Source organism: Pseudomonas sp. Sample_24 (assembly GCF_004307605.1).
In the GTDB taxonomy this organism is placed as follows: Bacteria; Pseudomonadota; Gammaproteobacteria; order Pseudomonadales; family Pseudomonadaceae; genus Aquipseudomonas.
In genome coordinates this window covers 1-3125 of record NZ_RCNW01000464.1, presented here as the reverse complement: position 1 = coordinate 3125, position 3125 = coordinate 1, and the positions used below count along the sequence as shown (strand labels likewise).

3 protein-coding genes, 2 pseudogenes and 1 riboswitch are annotated in these 3125 nt (G+C 59.0%); of the genes and pseudogenes, 3 read left to right on the top strand and 2 right to left on the bottom strand.

Annotated features, from left to right (window positions below; translation table 11 throughout):
• A pseudogene (locus D8V06_RS26620) lies at positions 1-290 on the bottom strand (lipid kinase); the annotation flags it as partial.
• 61 nt (positions 291-351) lie between these two features.
• Positions 352-452: riboswitch (guanidine-I (ykkC/yxkD leader) on the bottom strand.
• A 279-nt stretch (positions 453-731) separates the two neighbouring features.
• Between D8V06_RS26620 and D8V06_RS26615 the strand changes: the two are divergent.
• Together D8V06_RS26615 and D8V06_RS26610 are read left to right on the top strand one after the other, a co-directional pair.
• Positions 732-977 carry a hypothetical protein gene (locus D8V06_RS26615; protein ID WP_130932131.1) on the top strand — a complete coding sequence of 82 codons (246 nt, stop codon included), beginning with the start codon at positions 732-734 and terminating at the stop codon, positions 975-977.
• Positions 978-1144: 167 nt separating this feature from the next.
• Positions 1145-1639, top strand: a complete 495-nt coding sequence (locus tag D8V06_RS26610) for a hypothetical protein (protein WP_130932130.1) — start codon at positions 1145-1147, stop codon at positions 1637-1639.
• A gap of 53 nt (positions 1640-1692) precedes the next feature.
• Here the strand turns inward: D8V06_RS26610 and D8V06_RS26605 are convergent, their stop codons facing one another.
• Entirely contained in the window at positions 1693-2805 is a 1113-nt protein-coding gene (locus D8V06_RS26605) for an enoyl-CoA hydratase/isomerase family protein (RefSeq protein WP_130932129.1), read from the bottom strand.
• 132 nt (positions 2806-2937) lie between these two features.
• Here D8V06_RS26605 and D8V06_RS26600 point away from each other — a divergent pair.
• Positions 2938-3125: pseudogene (locus D8V06_RS26600) on the top strand (uracil-DNA glycosylase); the annotation flags it as partial.

Sequence of the window (3125 nt, the reverse complement as noted above, 5' to 3'; positions counted from 1 at the left end):
GGAATGGTCAGCGCATCCATGTTGGTCATGGTGCAGCCGTCGAACTGGCCGGCGGTGTACTGGTTGATGGATTCGACGTAGTCGTTGAGCTGCACCACATCGATCTTGATGCCGTACTTCTTCGCCCATTTATCGACGATGCCTTGGCTGCCGGCGTATTCCCAGGGCATCCAGCCGGCATAAATCGTCCAGCAAACGCTGAAGTGGTCTTTCTGGGCGGCCTGGGATTGGCTGCTGAGCAACGCTGCAAACGCGGCGGCGAGCAAGGCGGGGAAACGTAGTCGGGACATTTCGGAATCTCCAGTTGATAAGGGCGGGCAGGAGTCAACGCGGCACCGCGAACGGTGGCTTGTCTCCCGGGCTTTTGTCCCGCCGTGTAACCTCAACTGGAGGTCGCCAACTCTCGGACCAGTCACTCGCACTTGCGAGCCGGAACCCTAGTCAGCCATTTGCAAATTGTGGTGCCGCGAACCTGTGATGACTCCTGCACGCGATTGCTAAAGCGAGACCCGTGCCAAGTCCGTAGAAGGCCTCTAGCGTAGGGGCGTGCAACATCTTCGGTGAGTGCGCGAGGGGCGGGCTGCTTTGAGATGGTGCGTCGATGCACTGAGATGTGGCGCGGGCGGCCGCTGATCCGAAGGTCACTGCAATCCGGCACTCGGTGAGGGAATTTCAGTCAAAACAGGTGTCAGTCGGGCCTGCTCCGATTGTGGGTCTTTCAGGAGGCCGCCATGTTTCGTCGACTGTTGCTCGGTGCAATTCTGGGGCTCGGGTTGACCGGTTGTTATTACTACACCGGCTCCTACGACGTGTACTCCTCGCCTTATTACTACCCTGATTATTCACCTTATTCCTACTATTACGGCCCACGCTATTACTACGGCGGACCGCGCTTCTATGGTGGCTACCGCTATTACTACTGGGGCGGGCACGGGCCTCGGCATTACGGCGGTGGATATCGCCATGGTCACCACTAATCAGCGCGTGAATGGATGAAAAACCTTTCATCGGGCAGATGTTTCAACTTGTTGCTGGGACGCACCGGATTCGGAATTCGATGTCTGATCTTTCGACAGTCGCCGAATCATTGACTGTCGCCCGCCAGCGTCGCTGGTGCGGCTCACTCGCGGTCCAGGAGGCCGCTATGCACTGTCTAAAAATGCTGCGTCGAGTGCTTTTGATTGCTGTGTCGGGCTTATCCCTGGGGGCATGCGTGCCTTATTCCGATGGAGGCGTCAGCTACTACAGTTCCGAGGTGTATACCTCGCCAGCGCCGGGCTACTACGCCGGGGGCGATCGTTACTATTCCAATGGCGGTTATTACTCGCCACCCGCCCGTTACTACGCGCCTCCTGCGCGATATTACAAACCAACGCCGCGCTATTACTCGCAGCCGCGGATCTACCAACCCGCACCGCGCTACTACCAGACGGCGCCGCGCCACTATCAGTCGCGCCCCGACTACCGGGCGCATCAGAGTCATGGCTGGGATGGCCGCAACCGTGGTGGTTGGGACGGTCGTGACCGTGGTGGCTGGGACAGCAATAACCGGGGCCATGGCGGGCGTAACGACAACTATCGCGGTCGAGGTGACCATAACGGGCGCGGTGATCGGGACGGCCGGGGCAATCACCGCTGATCATTGCGTCTAATGAGAAAATCTGTGGGAGCAAGTTCGCTCCCACAGTTCGTTCAGAACTGGGAAAGATCCGCCAACGGATGCCGCCCCTCCCAAGCCTTGTGGAAGTGCGCTTCCACCACCGTTTCAGGCACGTTATTGATGTCCGGCCAGTGCCAGTGCGGTTTCTGGTCCTTGTCGATCAACCGCGCGCGTACGCCCTCGCTGAACTCCGGATGCCGGCAGCAGTTGAGGCTTAGCGTGTATTCCATCTGAAAGACTTCGGCCAGTGACAGATGTCGGGCGCGGGCGATCTGTTCCCAGACCAGGTGAGCGGTCAGAGGTGAGCCTTCGCTCATGGTCCGGGCGGCGCGACAGAGCAACGGATCGGCGTCATCACGCAATGGGCTGATCGCCTTCCATGCGCAGCGCACATCACTGACATCCAATAATTCATCGATGCGCTGGCGCCGCGGCAGCCACTGAGGCTCGGGCATTTGCGCAACGGCTTCCTGCTGCAAGGCCTTGAGCAGACTGTTGAGTTGCATCGGCGTCTGTTCCTGCCAGTTCAATTGCAGCAGACCTTCGATCAAATCTGTCTGCTGTTCATCGAGCAGGAAGCGATCGGCCAGGTCCAGATCAATCGCATCGCGCGCATTCATGTGGGCGCCGGTCAGGCCGAGAAACAATCCGAGCTTGCCCGGCAGGCGCGACAGGAACCAACTGGCGCCTACGTCGGGGTACAGGCCGATGGTGATTTCAGGCATGGCCAGTCGACTGCTCGGCGTGACAATACGAATGCTCGCGCCCTGCAGCAGGCCCATGCCGCCGCCGAGCACATAACCATGGCCCCAACAGATCAACGGTTTTGGGTAGGTGTGCAGGCTGAAGTCCAGGCGATATTCCGCTGAGAAGAAGTTCGCGGCCAGAGGCGGCACTTCGCCCGGATGGGCCCGGCAGGCATCTACCAGGCTGCGTACCTCGCCGCCGGCGCAAAAGGCTTTGGCACCGTTGCCACGCAGCAGCACGCAAACGATTTGTGGCTCTTTGGCCCAGGCATCCAGTCGGTCGCGCAAGGCGTTGATCATGGGCAAGGACAGTGCGTTCAGCGACTTTTCGGCATCCAGTGTCGCAACGCCGATGCGGGCGCCGTCAGTGCCAGTGAGTTCTTCGAAGTGCAGATTCATCGTGACCTCGATCGGGAATTTGAGGGTTAAGTATGATCGCTGTGTAGGAAAGTGCCGGATCTGTGTCAGATCAATTGACAAGCGAGGTGTGCTTTCCTAGGGTTCGCCCCATTGTTTTTGCCGGATGTAACCATGACTGCTGACGACCGTATCAAACTCGAACCGAGCTGGAAGGAGGCCTTGCGTGCCGAATTCGACCAGCCCTACATGACGGAGTTGCGAAACTTTCTGCAACAGGAGCGGGCGGCCGGCAAGGAGATCTATCCACCGGGTCCGATGATTTTCAACGCACTCAATTCCACGCCGCTGGACAAGGTCAA

Coding starts and splice junctions, on each gene's coding strand:
- D8V06_RS26605 (WP_130932129.1), bottom strand. CDS start 2,805: ATGAATCTGCACTTCGAAGAACTCACTGGCACTGACGGCGCCCGCATC.
- D8V06_RS26615 (WP_130932131.1), top strand. CDS start 732: ATGTTTCGTCGACTGTTGCTCGGTGCAATTCTGGGGCTCGGGTTGACC.
- D8V06_RS26610 (WP_130932130.1), top strand. CDS start 1,145: ATGCACTGTCTAAAAATGCTGCGTCGAGTGCTTTTGATTGCTGTGTCG.